This is a genomic window from Vibrio sp. V09_P4A23P171, assembly GCF_963875615.1.
GTDB lineage: Bacteria > Pseudomonadota > Gammaproteobacteria > Enterobacterales > Vibrionaceae > Vibrio > Vibrio anguillarum.
The window spans coordinates 201,016-215,019 of the sequence record NZ_CAWNMR010000022.1 but is presented as its reverse complement, the minus strand read 5'-3'; the positions used below and the strand labels follow the sequence as shown (position 1 = coordinate 215,019).

Annotated in this window: 14 protein-coding genes; 10 read left to right on the top strand and 4 right to left on the bottom strand. The window is 45.3% G+C overall.

What is annotated here, in order from left to right; genetic code table 11:
* The first annotated feature begins 507 nt into the window (after positions 1 to 507).
* From fadI to AACT23_RS08825, 3 genes are all read left to right on the top strand, one after another.
* Positions 508 to 1,815 carry an acetyl-CoA C-acyltransferase FadI gene (gene fadI, locus AACT23_RS08835; protein ID WP_013857245.1) on the top strand — a complete coding sequence of 436 codons (1,308 nt, stop codon included), beginning with the start codon at positions 508 to 510 and terminating at the stop codon, positions 1,813 to 1,815.
* Complete coding sequence (gene fadJ / locus AACT23_RS08830) at positions 1,815 to 3,938, top strand: fatty acid oxidation complex subunit alpha FadJ (protein ID WP_094129539.1); 2,124 nt, start codon at positions 1,815 to 1,817, stop codon at positions 3,936 to 3,938. The genes fadI and fadJ overlap by 1 nt, the downstream gene beginning before the upstream one ends.
* A gap of 151 nt (positions 3,939 to 4,089) precedes the next feature.
* Positions 4,090 to 4,638 (top strand): NAD(P)H nitroreductase, encoded by a 549-nt coding sequence (locus AACT23_RS08825; protein ID WP_094129536.1) that lies wholly within the window; start codon positions 4,090 to 4,092, stop codon positions 4,636 to 4,638.
* Positions 4,639 to 4,699: 61 nt separating this feature from the next.
* Here the strand turns inward: AACT23_RS08825 and AACT23_RS08820 are convergent, their stop codons facing one another.
* Complete coding sequence (locus AACT23_RS08820) at positions 4,700 to 5,575, bottom strand: LysR family transcriptional regulator (RefSeq protein WP_094129533.1); 876 nt, start codon at positions 5,573 to 5,575, stop codon at positions 4,700 to 4,702.
* Between the two features lie 256 nt (positions 5,576 to 5,831).
* On the opposite strand from AACT23_RS08820, the gene AACT23_RS08815 reads away from it, so the two are divergent.
* From AACT23_RS08815 to recR, 6 genes are all read left to right on the top strand, one after another.
* Entirely contained in the window at positions 5,832 to 6,950 is a 1,119-nt protein-coding gene (locus AACT23_RS08815) for a response regulator (RefSeq protein ID WP_017044561.1), read from the top strand.
* 332 nt (positions 6,951 to 7,282) lie between these two features.
* Positions 7,283 to 7,648, top strand: coding sequence for a YbaN family protein (locus tag AACT23_RS08810; RefSeq protein ID WP_017044101.1), 366 nt, complete (start codon positions 7,283 to 7,285; stop codon positions 7,646 to 7,648).
* Positions 7,649 to 7,805: 157 nt separating this feature from the next.
* Positions 7,806 to 8,351: an adenine phosphoribosyltransferase gene (gene apt / locus AACT23_RS08805; protein ID WP_013857239.1), complete on the top strand. Its 546-nt coding sequence runs from the start codon at positions 7,806 to 7,808 to the stop codon at positions 8,349 to 8,351.
* Between the two features lie 21 nt (positions 8,352 to 8,372).
* A complete protein-coding gene (gene dnaX, locus AACT23_RS08800; RefSeq protein ID WP_094129530.1) occupies positions 8,373 to 10,517 on the top strand; it encodes a DNA polymerase III subunit gamma/tau in 2,145 nt (714 codons plus the stop codon).
* Between the two features lie 82 nt (positions 10,518 to 10,599).
* Positions 10,600 to 10,929, top strand: coding sequence for a YbaB/EbfC family nucleoid-associated protein (locus AACT23_RS08795; RefSeq protein WP_013857237.1), 330 nt, complete (start codon positions 10,600 to 10,602; stop codon positions 10,927 to 10,929).
* A gap of 35 nt (positions 10,930 to 10,964) precedes the next feature.
* Positions 10,965 to 11,564 (top strand): recombination mediator RecR, encoded by a 600-nt coding sequence (gene recR / locus AACT23_RS08790; protein ID WP_013857236.1) that lies wholly within the window; start codon positions 10,965 to 10,967, stop codon positions 11,562 to 11,564.
* A 77-nt stretch (positions 11,565 to 11,641) separates the two neighbouring features.
* On the opposite strand, the gene AACT23_RS08785 is transcribed toward recR, so the two are convergent.
* Positions 11,642 to 11,890, bottom strand: a complete 249-nt coding sequence (locus tag AACT23_RS08785; protein ID WP_013857235.1) for a YkgJ family cysteine cluster protein — start codon at positions 11,888 to 11,890, stop codon at positions 11,642 to 11,644.
* Positions 11,891 to 12,048: 158 nt separating this feature from the next.
* Between AACT23_RS08785 and AACT23_RS08780 the strand changes: the two genes are divergently transcribed.
* On the top strand, positions 12,049 to 12,489 hold the full coding sequence (locus AACT23_RS08780) for a YcgN family cysteine cluster protein (protein ID WP_010317229.1): 441 nt from the start codon (positions 12,049 to 12,051) through the stop codon (positions 12,487 to 12,489).
* Positions 12,490 to 12,511: 22 nt separating this feature from the next.
* Here the strand turns inward: AACT23_RS08780 and AACT23_RS08775 are convergent, their stop codons facing one another.
* Both AACT23_RS08775 and AACT23_RS08770 read right to left on the bottom strand, forming a co-directional pair.
* Complete coding sequence (locus tag AACT23_RS08775; protein WP_017044563.1) at positions 12,512 to 12,862, bottom strand: hypothetical protein; 351 nt, start codon at positions 12,860 to 12,862, stop codon at positions 12,512 to 12,514.
* Between the two features lie 150 nt (positions 12,863 to 13,012).
* A complete protein-coding gene (locus AACT23_RS08770) occupies positions 13,013 to 13,936 on the bottom strand; it encodes a ChaN family lipoprotein (protein ID WP_217898842.1) in 924 nt (307 codons plus the stop codon).
* Between the last annotated feature and the right edge of the window lie 68 nt (positions 13,937 to 14,004).

Genomic DNA, 14,004 nt, shown 5'->3' with positions numbered 1-14,004 from the left:
ATAAAATTGATCTACTTCAAAATCTCATAGCACGAAGTGGCTATAGTACACCTTGTCATCTCGTTAGTCATTGCGACTAACATGTTGAGCAAGATGACACTTCCTTTTGAAGGCTGACTTTACTTTCTCCTAATCAGGAAACTGATTATTTCAATTGGCGTAAGTTAATTGCTTTATATATTCCGACCACACATTATTGTGTGGTTTTTTTTTGCTTATATACCCTTCCTACTTGAAGCCGCAGCGGTGTTGGCTACGTTCGTTCACCCCAATCACATAGTTTGCCTATGCTTATTGGGACTCACTCACTTGCCGCCTACCTGCAACTCCAAGTTGTTTGGGTATAACTCCATTATTCATTTAAAGATTAAGTGATTATCCATCTCCTTTACCTACATTACTTTCTTCGATTCGATGCGAATATCACGTTTATTTAAACACTTGTTTGATTGTTTTAACAACCTCGTTACAATGTGCCAGGTCAGACCTCTATTCTAAGGAGAAACAATGGGCAAACAGGAAGTCAAAACGCGCTCTGGTGAGCGTGTGGCTATCGTCGCGGGGTTGCGTACCCCTTTTGCGCGTCAAAGTACCGAATTTAGTCAAGTTCCTGCAGTCGATTTAGGCAAGATGGTGGTGAGTGAACTGCTTGCGCGAACGGAACTCGATCCTAAATTGATCGAACAACTCGTCTTTGGACAAGTCGTGCAAATGCCTGAGGCACCAAACATCGCGCGTGAGATCGTTTTAGGGACAGGAATGAACATCCATACCGATGCGTACAGCGTCACACGAGCATGCGCTACCAGTTTTCAGGCGGCGGTGAATGTGGCTGAAAGCATAATGGCTGGCACGATTGATATTGGTATGGCTGGTGGTGCCGATTCGTCTTCCGTTTTGCCGATTGGAGTGTCTAAAAAATTAGCCGCTAGCTTACTCGCTTTAAGTAAAACCAAAACCGTTGCTCAGAAACTCAGCATCTTAAAATCATTATCTTTTAAAGATTTAATGCCAGTCCCGCCCGCGGTCGCTGAATATTCAACGGGTCTTTCGATGGGGCAAACGGCTGAGCAGATGGCAAAATCTCATCACATAAGCCGACTGGATCAAGATGCTTTGGCACATCGTTCTCACTCTTTAGCTTCACAAGCTTGGAAAGAGGGCAAAATCCAAGGCGAAGTCATGACGGCATTCCCAGAGCCCTATAAAAAGTGGATCGCTGAAGATAACAATATTCGTCATGACTCGACTCTGGAAGGTTATGCCAAGTTACGTCCAGCGTTTGATCGGCAATATGGTAGCGTGACGGCCGCCAACAGCACACCACTTACCGATGGAGCAGCCGCTATTCTTTTAATGCGCGAAGGCCGTGCTAAAGAGCTTGGTTTGGAGATTATGGGTTATATCCGTTCTTACGCTTTTTCAGCGATTGGTGTTGAACACGATATGTTAATGGGGCCGTCTTATGCGACACCGTTAGCCTTACAACGTGCAGGTATTGAGCTTTCCGATCTCACATTGATTGACATGCATGAAGCGTTTGCCGCGCAAACCCTCTCTAATATGAAAATGTTCGCCAGTGATAAGTTTGCACAGGAACATCTTGGTCGAGCAAAAGCGATTGGCGAAATTGATATGGATAAATTTAATGTGCTAGGTGGTTCTATTGCGTATGGTCACCCCTTTGCGGCGACGGGTGCACGCATGATCACACAAACACTGCGTGAACTAAAACGACGTGGTGGTGGTTTAGGGTTGAATACCGCTTGTGCAGCGGGTGGTTTGGGCGCGGCAATGATTTTGGAGGTTGAATAATGAGCACAGAGAAAGCTTTTCATTTAACGATTGATGAACAAAATATTGCGTGGCTGGCGATTGATGTTCCCGGCGAAAAAATGAATACGCTACAAGCGGCGTTTGCCCAAGAGATGCAAGAGGTTTTTGCGACCTTGGAGGCTCAAAAAACCAGCCTAAAGGGGATGGTGATTCACTCGCTTAAGCCAGATAATTTCATTGCTGGAGCGGATGTCCGTATGCTGAACGCTTGCCAATCGGCCAGCGAAGCACAAGCATTGTCCAAGCAAGGTCAGGAGATGTTTCAAACCTTATCGGATTTGCCATTCCCAGTGGTTGCCGCGATTCATGGCCCATGCTTAGGTGGTGGTTTAGAGCTGGCGCTGGCTTGTCACTACCGGGTGTGCAGCGACGCGGACATCACGCGTTTGGGTTTGCCCGAAGTGCAATTAGGCTTGCTACCAGGCTCCGGTGGAACGCAGCGGTTACCGCGTTTGATTGGTTTGTTACCTTCTCTCGACTTGATTTTGACGGGTAAACAGCTGCGCGCAAAAAAAGCAAAACAGCTGGGTGTTATTGATGCTTGCGTAGCAGAGACTATCTTGCTGGATGTGGCCAAGAAGTATGTGCTCGATAATTCTGGGAAAAAACGTCATCAGGCCAATACGTCGGCCAAAGAGAAATTAATTTCTCATACGCAGCTTGGTCGCAAATTAATTTTTGATCAGGCCGCTAAAAAGACTAAGCAAAAAACACGAGGTAATTACCCAGCCGCAGACGCGATTTTAGAGGTGATCCGTCACGGTTTAGATCGTGGTTTGAAAGCCGGGTTAGAGCTTGAAGCGAAGCGATTTGGTGATTTGGTGATGAGCTCGGAATCCAAAGCACTGCGCTCGATTTTCTTTGCCACCACCGAAATGAAAAAAGAGACGGGCAGCGACGCAAAACCTCAAACCGTGAAACGTATCGGCGTATTGGGCGGTGGTTTAATGGGGGCAGGGATCAGCCATGTTAGCGTTGCAAAAGCCAGGGTTCCCGTACGAATCAAAGATGTTTCGAATGATGGGGTATTAAACGCGCTCAATTACAACTACAAATTATTCGATAAACAGCGCAAGCGTCGCATTTTATCCAAAGCGCAGATGCAGACAAAAATGGCGCAATTGTCTGGCGGGATTGATTTTACCAGTTATCAGCATATCGATGTTGTCATTGAAGCGGTATTTGAAGATCTCACGCTTAAGCAGCAAATGGTGGCTGATGTTGAAGCGAATGCCAAAACCAGCACCATTTTTGCGACGAATACTTCTTCGCTTCCAATCCAGAAAATTGCAGCGAAGGCGGCGCGTCCAGAGAATGTGATTGGATTGCACTATTTCAGTCCTGTTGAAAAAATGCCTCTGGTGGAAGTGATCCCTCATCAAACCACATCGCAAGAGACGATAGCCACAGTGGTGGCCTTGGCGAAAAAACAGGGCAAAACGCCGATTGTGGTCAAAGATTGCGCTGGTTTTTATGTTAACCGTATCCTTGCACCTTACATGAATGAAGCGGCGCAGATCCTGATGGCGGGTGAGTCGATTGAAAAGATAGATACGGCTTTACTCGATTTCGGTTTCCCAGTCGGCCCTATCACGTTATTGGACGAAGTGGGCATTGATGTTGGCTCGAAAATCATGCCAATTCTAGTGCAAGAACTCGGCCCACGTTTTCAAGGACCAGACGTATTTGATTTGCTGCTCAATGACAATCGCAAAGGGCGTAAAAGTGGTAAGGGATTCTATACCTATAAAGGTAAGAAAAAAGAAATCGACAAATCTATCTATAAATTGCTGAAAATAACGCCAGATGCCAAACAGAGTGATAAGGAGATCGCGCTGCGTTGCGTGCTACTTATGCTGAATGAAGCCGTACGTTGTTTGGATGAGGGCGTAATTCGTTGTGCGCGAGATGGCGATATTGGTGCGATTTTCGGTATCGGTTTCCCGCCGTTTTTGGGTGGCCCATTCCGTTACATAGACCAAATTGGTATCAAGAAATTAGTGGAAATGATGAATCAACATGCTGAGAAGTATGGCGATAAATTCGCTCCTTGTGATGGGCTACTGACTCGAGCTGGGGTTGAAGCACGTTTTTATCCGTAGTCATCTCGGCTGTTTTCATCCATATGTTTGCTTAAATTAGGCGAGGGAATATCCTCGCTTTTTTTCATTTATAGCCAATGAGGTCATCTCTTTATGCGAGTTATTCTCAGTTTGGTATAAGATTATGGAAAATCATCAATAAGGAATCGAAATGGATGCACTAGAGTTGCTGCTTAACCGTCGTTCAATCGCCAATCTCACATCGCCTGCACCTGAAGGCCTGGTCTTGGAAAATATTATTAGAGCAGGCTTACGAGCGCCCGATCATGGTGGTTTAACCCCTTGGCGTTTCGTGATTGCTCAGGGAGCGGGTTTGCAAAAGTTGTCGGGTATTTTGGCGTCTGCTGTGCGAGCGGATAACGGCAGTGATGCAGAGATAGAAAAAGCGAAAAATGCACCGTTTCGAGCACCCATGGTAATCACAGTGATCGCGAAAGTTACGGAGCATGAAAAGGTGCCAGCGATTGAACAGCATCTCTCTGCGGGATGCGCAGTACAAGCGATGCAAATGACTGCGGTAGCCCAAGGTTTTCAAGGTTTCTGGCGTTCGGGAAGCTGGATGTTCCACTCTCACGTTCGGCAAGCATTAGGTGCTAAGGGCGATGATCAAATCGTTGGTTTCTTATACCTAGGAACCGCAGGGTGCACGCCAATGAAAGTGCCTGAACGTGATTTGAGTAAATTTATTGAGTTTCTATAGCGAGTTTATTGACTATCTGCCGCTGCGATAACTCATGGCCCAGCAAGGCTGGGCCTAAAATCTAGTGGATGTTATAGGCAATCACAAAATCAATAAATAGCCTGACTTTTTCAGGTAGATGATCCTTGTGGTTGTACAGCATATAAATATCACGAGGGTTGGAAACCCAGTCTTCCAGTACTCTGACTAAGCTGCCTTCTTCGATAAATTCTTTAATCATCACATCTGGCATTAAGGTGATACCCAGCCCCTCAGAGCAAGCGCTGCGCACTACGTTTAAAGCGTTGGCCTGAAAACGACCAGTATCACAATTGACCACGCATTCCCCTTTATTGTTAGTCAACTGCCATTTTACTAGAGGATATCCCTTCAATAATGAATGATTACTGAGCTCTTCGGCATGAGTTGGTGTAGGGTGTTTCGCTAAATACCCTGGGCTTGCGACTAACACATCTTTCACTTCATTAATTTTTCGCGCAATCAAACTGGAGTCTCGTTGAGGGCCAACTCTAAAAATGACATCCCATTCGGTTGGGTCGAGTTGATCGGCCTGATTGCTGGTGGTCAGTTCTATGTTGATATCTGGGTACTGCATCATGAAGGCATTGAAGATAGGCATCATCATGCGTTTCGTGACATTAGATGGTGACGATATTCTTAGTTTGCCTGAAGCGCCACGACATTCATCGGTGAGCTCTTCTGCTGTTGCAGCTAAGCGATGTAGCAACGGTGAGCACTCTTGAAAAAAACGTTCACCCGCTTCAGTCAGCGAAAGTTTTCGAGCATGGCGATTCAACAACCTAAGATTCAGAGAATCTTCCAATGCTTGAATGCGTCGGGTAATGGTCGCAACGGGGATCATTGTTTTACGAGAAGTTGCGGTATAGCTTCCATTTTCGACAACCAGTCGAAAGAGGTTTAGGTCATCTAATTTCATTGTTCCTGACACATTATTTTTCGAATTTGAGTAATTTATACGTATATCATTTGTCAAATCTTGAGTCATATCAACTTGTTTGACGAAAGTAACATTCCGTACAATCCATACATAGCCCATATATATAGTATGCAACCGAGTTACAAAGTGGAACATTTGTATAAATCTTATTTTGCGACTACTTTATAAAGTAACCTATCAATTTATCCTATAACAATAAAATGACTGCTTTTTAAAAGCATTGTGAGGCAGGATTATGTATAAATCTCACATTCAGGCTAGTGAGTTCTTGGCGAAAAAACCTTCAGATAATCAGCATGTCGAGCAAAAACTGATCATGCTCGTTGATGATGACCCAATTTTTAGGCGAATAACCAGTGGTTATTTGTCGGCTCAAGGCTATAAAGTGCTTGAAGCTGAAAATGGCTTAGAGGGGTTGCGCAAGTTAAAAGATGCGGAGCCTGACCTTGTTGTGTGTGACTTAGCAATGCCAGTACTGAACGGTATTGAGTTTGTTGAAGAGGTGAGCCTTGAGTATCCCTCGCTGCCACTGATTGTGGTCTCTGCAACTGATGAAATGGCTGATGTTGCAAAAGTGCTGCGATTTGGTGTTAAGGATTTTCTTCCTAAACCGATTGGTAACCACCAGTATTTAAGCAGTGCAATAGAAAGTACGCTCGAAGATACGTTTAGTCGTTTATCTGATCAGCGCGATTTTTCGACGCAATGGTTCCGGGTCGATGATGGTGGTGATATTCCAGAAGAACAAGAGCTGCATTGGCATCTGGAGTATTTACGAGAAAACCCCAGTACCGCGAAAGATTTGCTGCACGCGTTATTGCCAGAAAAGGATACTTCACAAGGCAGTTGGAAGTGTAGTTACCGTCTTTTACAATCGGCGGATGTGATGCCGCTGGTATTTGACTATGCGTGGTTGATGAACGGGCAGTTTGCCTTTTACTTGGTCGATTCAGATGCTCATTATGAAAATAGTGTGGCTTCAACATTGCTTGTTCGTGCTCTGTTTCACGATTATCTTCGCAACTTAAAAAGCTTCAGTGCCGATCTGAAAGACCTTGCCGACATACTGGAAAAAGGTATTGAATGCTCAGAGTGTGCTAATCCAATCAACGCAGTATTCGGTATTGCGGATTTAAGCGAAGGTACACTCTCTATCCTGCCAGCTGGGCTCGACAGTCAATGGTCAAATGGTTACTTAACTCAACATATTGCCGCGGGTGTTAGCCTTGGGCAGAACTGTTTAAAAAACTTTATCACCAAAGATTTACCGATCAACTCAACTTGTCAGCTATCAACTAATCGCTTAGGTTCGAGTAGTTTCAAACTCAATATTTACCAAGGTGGCAGTAGTTAATAACCTTATCTTTAGTCGGTGTTTGCGGTGATTTGTTTGAGGTATAGTTCGCGTCTAGAACAACAATCACCCAATTCGTTTACGTTGCATTAACTTTGTTTATGGTGCCAAAAACGAACGGAGTCATCCAACACTAGAGAAGTTATGATGGAAGAGCAGAATTTTAAAGAACCTTACAACATTTTTTATTTTTTAGGCTTTATTGCCGTACTTTCGATCCCTACATTGCCAGCAATACTGACTTGGATCCGTGTGTTTAATGGTTATTCAACTTTCTGAGTTGGATAGTACGTTGGGAGTTCACCATCAATATTCGTCATTTTCTTCTTACGGTGGCTGGTGGGCTCTGCCTTCTGTTAGGCGTGATAGGCATATTCTTACCGCTACTCCCTACAACACCTTTCATACTCCTTGCTAGCGCTTGCTTCTTACGAAGTAGCCCTCGTTTTCATGCTTGGTTGCATCAACATCAGACGCTAGGCCCAATACTGGATAATTGGCAGCAACATGGCGCTGTTTCGCGGCAAGTGAAACAACGGGGATGTTTGTGGATTATTCTAAGCTTTATTTTTTCCATCTGGGTTGTCCCACACTTTTGGCTCAAAATTATGTTGTTTACTATGCTTGTGGTCCTGATCACTTGGTTTATTCGACTTCCCACTCATGAGCAGGTTGCTAACCAACAAGAAAATCACTAGCATTATGGGGAAGTGTGCCCATTCTTCGAATGGGCGTTTGTTTTTTCAGCGGCTAAGATATTGTGGCTTATCTATGTTGCTGAGAGCTCACGCTCTATCATTCTGATATGTAAATGTATCGTGAGAAATGAAGAGCCAATCTAAGTAAATGTAAGTTATGACAACCGAAACTATCTCTTTGATCAAATCGAGCATTCAAAGCATCCCTAACTACCCAAAACCTGGCATTTTGTTTCGTGATGTAACTAGCCTGCTAGAGGATGCAAAAGCCTATCAAGCAACCATTGCTTTATTAGTCGAAAAATATAAAGACATGGGCTTTACCAAAGTTGTGGGTACAGAAGCGCGTGGTTTCCTATTTGGTGCGCCATTGGCTTTAGAGCTTGGTTTGGGGTTTGTACCTGTACGTAAGCCGGGTAAGTTACCACGCGAAACGTTAGCTCAATCTTACGAATTGGAATACGGTACTGACACATTAGAAATTCACGTTGATGCGATCAAACAAGGTGATAAAGTGCTGGTGGTGGATGATCTACTAGCAACGGGTGGTACGATTGAAGCGACGACTAAATTGATCCGCCAGCTTGGTGGTGAAGTTGAGCACGCGGCTTTTGTCATCAACCTGCCTGAAATTGGCGGAGACAAACGTTTACAAGGTTTGGGCCTGAACGTTTATAGTATTTGTGAATTTGAAGGTCACTAAGCTAATCAACTGGACGTACTCATGAGTTATCTTGCCTTAGCGCGAAAATGGCGACCAACAAAATTTAATGAGGTGGTGGGACAAGCACATGTCTTAACTGCACTAGAAAATGCGTTGGCCCAAAATAGATTGCACCATGCGTATTTATTCAGCGGTACACGTGGTGTAGGCAAGACGACGATTGGTCGCTTGTTTGCCAAGGGGTTAAACTGTGAAACAGGTATTACGGCCACACCTTGTGGCCAATGTGATACTTGTCGAGAGATTGACCAAGGCCGTTTTGTTGATCTTTTAGAAATAGATGCGGCATCACGAACCAAAGTCGAAGATACGCGCGAATTACTTGATAACGTGCAGTACAAGCCTGCTCGCGGTCGATTCAAGGTGTACTTAATCGATGAAGTTCACATGCTGTCGCGCCACAGTTTTAACGCTTTGCTTAAAACGTTGGAAGAGCCGCCTGAGTATGTGAAATTCTTGCTCGCTACGACAGATCCGCAAAAGCTGCCGGTTACGATTTTATCGCGCTGCTTACAGTTTCATCTTAAGCCGATCAGTGTTGAAAATATCCACGATCAGCTTGAGAATGTTTTAGCGGCAGAGCAGATCCCTTGTGAAGCGAGAGCATTAAGAATGATCGCTCATGCTGCCGATGGTAGTATGCGTGATGCACTTAGCTTAACTGATCAAGCGATAGCACTAGGTAATAACCAGGTGATGGCCGATGTAGTCGCCCCAATGCTTGGCACGCTAGACACAGATCAAGCACTCCATTTACTGCAAGCCATTAGCAGTAAACAGCCTCAAACGGCGATGGATAGCGTTGCACATTTAGCACAAAATGGTGTGGATTGGGATGGATTACTACAACAACTCGCGGCGCAGTTACACCGTATTGCGATGTATCAAGCGTTGCCAGCAACACTGGACAAAACCCAACCTGACTCAGAGAAAGTGCAACTGCTTAGCAAAGCACTGAGCCCACAAGATGTGCAGCTCTATTATCAAATTGCTTTAAAAGGACGTGAAGATTTAGCACTCTCGCCAACCGCTCGAACGGGGCTGGAAATGATTGTGCTACGTATGATGGCGTTTCGTCCTGCTTCGGTATCGTTGGTGAATACGTTCAGCACTGAAGTGAGTTCACATGTCGCAGTGCCAAGCCACGGCACTCCTTCACTACAACCCGCATCAGCGGCAACGCCTCTAACTGAACCTAAGCAAACGTCGGCGGCTCCCGTATCGGACAGTCAGGTTAATGAGCCACAAAGGCATGAGGATACTCAGCCTGATTATGGCATCGTTCAAGATTACGATAACCGCTATGCGGATATGAATGATGACATGTCCAGTGCAATGGAATATGCCCCAGAATCGTATGAGCCTGCACCAGTACCTCAACCACCGGCACCTTCTTCAGCTCCACGTCCCTCACCGATTGCAGGGCTGCGACACCAGTTGCGTTCACAGCGCCAAGGGGTTGCTCAGCCAGCAAAAGGAGTGAATGAAACAAAGAGCAACGGGACAAAAAAGCCTAATGCGGCATCGACTAAATCTGAATCTGTGCTTGAGCGTGTTGCCTCGCATGGAAAATCAGCTCGAGTGTCGCCTTTGTCCACATCCATTCCTGAAGCTACCCCAACCTTGGACAACGAGCCTTATCAGTGGCGTCCAACGCTGCAACCTGTGGTGGTTGAACAACAAAAAACAGAGCTGACACCGACACAAATTAAGCAAGCGCTAGAACATATTAAAACGCCAGAGATGGCAGAAAAGTTACTTGCAGAATCGATAGAACAAGATGAGTGGGCAGCTCTGATCCACCAGCTCGATATTGCCAAGTTAGTGGAACAATTAGCACTTAATTCTGTCTACCACAAATCGGGCTCATCAATTGAGCTAGTGCTGCGGCCAAGTCAGGCCCATCTTAATACCGATAAAGCACAAAGCGAGTTGTTAGAAGCGCTCAATGAGACATTAGCTGAAGAGTGCCACCTTAGCGTGACAATTGGTGAGCAAGGTGAGACGCCATTGGAGCTTAGAGAGCGTCTTTACCAACTCAAATTAGAGCAAGCATTGAATAGCTTGGAGGCCGACCCTCACGTAATGTTCTTCAAGCGACGTTTTGATGCGGAACTGGATCGTGACAGTGTGCGGCCGATTTAATCAATTAAGCGAGTGTGGGGTTGAATCTATATGTTATGACCCCACCTTATGTGAAACACTCAATTCAACCAGAGAGATAAACATGTTTGGTAAAGGCGGTATGGGCAACCTAATGAAGCAAGCCCAACAAATGCAAGAGCGCATGCAAAAGCTACAAGAAGAAATTGCGAATATGGAAGTGGTTGGTGAGTCTGGTGCTGGTCTGGTAAAAGTGACCATTACTGGTAGCCACAGCGTACGCCGTGTAGAGATTGATGAAAGCTTAATGGAAGACGACAAAGAGATGCTAGAAGATCTGATTGCCGCCGCTTTCAATGATGCTGCGCGCCGCGTGGAAGAGACTCAAAAAGAAAAAATGGCTTCTGTCACTGGCGGTATGCAATTACCACCAGGTATGAAGATGCCGTTTTAACGAACGACCTTTTTAACAAACAAAATAGGTTACTAATGCGTACCAGTCATATGCTGGAGCATTTGATGGAGGCCTTACGTTGTCTGCCTGGGGTGGGTCCCAAGTCAGCACAGCGTATGGCCTTTCATTTGTTACAGCGCGATAGAAAAGGCGGCTTACAGCTCGCCGATGCTTTAAGCCAAGCCATGACAGAAATTGGACATTGCAGTGAATGCCGAACTTTCACTGAAGAAGAAACTTGTCATATTTGTAGCAACCCTAAGCGGCAGGATAACGGCCAACTCTGTGTAGTCGAAAGCCCTGCTGATATTGCGGCCATTGAAGCTACAGGCCAATATTCTGGACGTTATTTTGTGCTGATGGGGCACTTATCACCTTTAGATGGTATCGGCCCGAGTGATATTGGTTTAGATACGCTGGATTACCGTTTGCAACGTGGTGGCATTGCCGAAGTCATTCTTGCCACTAACCCAACCGTTGAAGGGGAAGCGACCGCGCACTACATTGCGGAATTATGTCGCGCCCATCAAGTCTCTGCGAGCCGTATTGCTCATGGTGTGCCTGTTGGCGGTGAGCTTGAGCTTGTTGATGGCACGACGCTATCACACTCTTTGCTTGGCAGACAAAAGCTGTAGTACCTTTCGAATCATTGCCCTAGCTGCTGGGGCAATTTTGAGTGACGCCATCAATTAAGGCAAACAAAGCAGTGCCATCAAGTGATTTTTTCGAGTTCGGTAATGTTGCTCAAAGCTTCTTGGTTCGTGTTGCCACAGACCATCGGGCAAGGTTTAAATTCGTGGCATACTTTTGGACGTTCAGGCTTACCAAATAACTTGCACAAATTAGCGTCATTAAGTTGAATGCAACGTACACCTGCTGGCTTTCCTTGCTCCATACCCGGGATGGAGGAAGAAATACTAGGAGCGATACAACACGCACCACAACCAAGTCTGCATTCCATAATTGAGTACCAGTAAAAAGAAAAGGGTGACGATCCTAGCAGATGTGACCGAAGTGTACAGCAATAGCTTCCTAAATTAACAAGCCGTTTTTATCCTTGAACTTTGGTTGGTGTGGAGGTATAACACGCACCCCATTCGTTAAGTAAGATAGAGACTCATGAGCACACCATTCTGGCAAAATAAGAAATTAGAACAAATGACGGAATCGGAGTGGGAGTCGCTTTGTGATGGATGCGGTAAGTGCTGCTTACACAAGTTAATGGATGAAGATAGTGATGAAGTCTATTACACCAATGTCGCTTGCAGTTGGTTAAACAGCGATACCTGCTCATGCAAGGATTATCCAAACCGCTTCAATTCTGGTGAGGAGTGCTTAAAACTGACGCGTGATAAAATTGATGAATTTAACTGGTTGCCGGATACGTGCGCCTATCGTGTACTGTCAGAAGGCAAAACATTGCCGCAATGGCATCCTTTGATTACCGGCTCCAAAGAGGCGATGCACGCCGCGCAAGAAAGTGTTCGCAACAAAGTCGTTTATGAGATTGATGTTATCGACTGGGAGGACCACATCATCAATCATCCAAACCGCAATTAATATCCAATAGAAATCTAAAAAATTAGAGAAGCAGTAACAAACCTCCTACTGTTGCCGCGGCGGAAAAATATTTCCCTGCGGAATAGGAGCTATCATCTTCTTCTGGTTTTTTATCTGGATGATCTAATCCCAAAGCACCATGAGCAAATGATTCCACTTTGCCAGTCACAGTTTTCTCTTTGTTTTCTAACTTACTCTCTTTGTCGAGTTGTTGCAGCGCTGCGAGCAAGGCTTTGCCTTCATCAGACAAAGTGACGGTATTCTGCTCCACTTTGAGCGGGGCAGAGGGGGGGGATGCCGCTGTAGAATTTGCTTGAGCTTTAACTTGCTGGAGTGAATGCAGTTGCGCTGAGCTTGTCCCTACCGGTGTCATACTTCTCTCCTATAAATGCCATCAGTTAATGTATCGACAGATTTATGAAAAACTTGTGCAAAAAATTCGCAATTTGTATGAAGTGTGTACAAGCAAAAAACGTGCCTACTTTATATGAAAAGAATAAGTAGGCCCGTTATTCGCCGCTAATTAGTCGCAAGTGAGATCTGTGTTGCGATTCTTTATCTGTTGATAGGCTTGCATGCGATGCTCTGCTTGAACATAGGCGGTAGGAATTGGCAGTACAGTGAGTTGGAAATCCGGATACGATGCCTGGGTATCCTCTACGGGCGTGATGATGGCAACCTTTAAATCAGGATTTCGACGAAGGATAGAATGCGCCGTGCCTAAACCCTGCTCGGTGTGGAACTTACCTGCGATGTGCATCACCTGAGCTGTCGGGTGGTTTTGTAAATAATCCACCATGCTTTCTGCCATTGTTTCATCCCAAGCGACCTGAGCTGCGTACTGTTTTTCAGTTTGCTCTTTTGAACCGTGGTGCATTGATTCCATGAACTTCGCTTTGTAGGGAGAGGTTGAGGTGTCAATTTGGTGTGCAACCTGAGCCCGCTCTACTGGCGTTAATTTATCAAGGTATTTGATCCCTACTTTGCCGATACAACGTACGAAAGGTTTAGGCGCATTAGCGGCAATGACATCCAACTGCTGTGATTTTGCAAATTCAACCAGTGGGCGGTAGTCACTTTGGTAGTTTGGCCACGCTCTGGTCTGAGAAATAAGGTATTGTTCGCCGATTTCTCCTGCTAGATAGCGGTTCAGTATCTCTTGTTCATCGCGTGAAAATTGTTCCATAGACAAGGCTACATGGGTGTTTTCGCGGCTGAGTTGTGCCAATAGCTCGGTTTGGAAGCGATGAATGGCTGGGTGTGTATGCCACTCACCGACTAAAATGATATCGGCATTTTTTATCTCATTCGGCAGCGAATTGAGATTCAATGGTTTGCCGCTAGGGGTGGATAATTGGTAGTCATAGAAGTGAGCAATGGGTTTCGGCTGGTGCGAAGCACAGCCAAAAAGTGGTAATAGTAGAGCCAGAGAAGTAACTAAGCGCATGAGGGTCTCCATTTTGAATTTGGCATAATAATGGAGACACTGTGGATTTGCAATATAATGAGAATTAT